This is a genomic window from Lentzea aerocolonigenes, from assembly GCF_000955955.1.
Lineage (GTDB): Bacteria > Actinomycetota > Actinomycetes > Mycobacteriales > Pseudonocardiaceae > Lentzea > Lentzea aerocolonigenes_A.
Map to the genome: position 1 here is coordinate 1 of NZ_JYJG01000458.1, position 719 is coordinate 719.

General features: G+C 71.8%; 2 protein-coding genes. One reads left to right on the forward strand and one right to left on the reverse strand.

What is annotated here, in order from left to right; translation table 11 throughout:
- Window positions 1–541: substrate-binding domain-containing protein (locus tag UK23_RS43475; protein ID WP_196778147.1), on the reverse strand; the 541-nt coding region annotated here is incomplete at its 3' end.
- Between UK23_RS43475 and UK23_RS54360 the strand changes: the two genes are divergently transcribed.
- A partial coding sequence (locus UK23_RS54360; protein ID WP_231114951.1) for a hypothetical protein occupies window positions 540–719 on the forward strand: 180 nt, incomplete at its 3' end. The genes UK23_RS43475 and UK23_RS54360 overlap by 2 nt on opposite strands.

The window sequence follows — 719 nt, forward strand, 5'->3', positions numbered from 1 at the left end:
CCAGCGCGAGGCGCACGGCGGTGCGGCCGATCTCCTCGTGCGGCAGGTGCACGCTGGTCAGGTTCAGGTCGAGCGACGGCTGCAGGTCGTCGAACCCCACCACCGACACGTCGTCGGGCACCCGGATGCCCTGCTCGGCCAGTGCCCGGCAGGCACCGCTCGCGATGAGGTCGTTGAGAGCGAAGACCGCGGTGAAGTCGCGCGGACCGGCGGCCAGCCGCTCCTTCATCATCCGGTAGCCCTCGTGCCACTCCATCGTCGTGCCCTCGACCTCCAGCGCCGGATCGTGCGGCACGCGGTGCGCGGCCAGTGCCCGGCGGTACCCGCCCACCCGGCCTTCCTGCGTGGTGTAGCCGGAACGCTTGCCGAGGCACAGGATCCGCTCGTGGCCGGCGGACAGCAGGTGACTGGTCGCCGCGAACGCACCACCGTCGTTGTCGTACTCCACGACGACCGCGGGCACGTCGGGGCCGAGCGGTGGCCGGCCGCACAACACCAGCCGGGACCCGATCGCGGTCAACGCGTGCGCGTACTGGCCCATGCGCGACCAGGATCACCGCCTCGGCGTGCTGCTCCCGCATGAACTTCACCATGGCGAGCTCGCGTTCGGGATCGCCACCGGTGGTGCCGATCAGGCACAGCCTGCCCTCGGCCGCGGTCTGGGCCTCCACGCCCTGGGCCACGTGCGCGTAGTGCGGCGAGACCACGGAGTTGAGCAC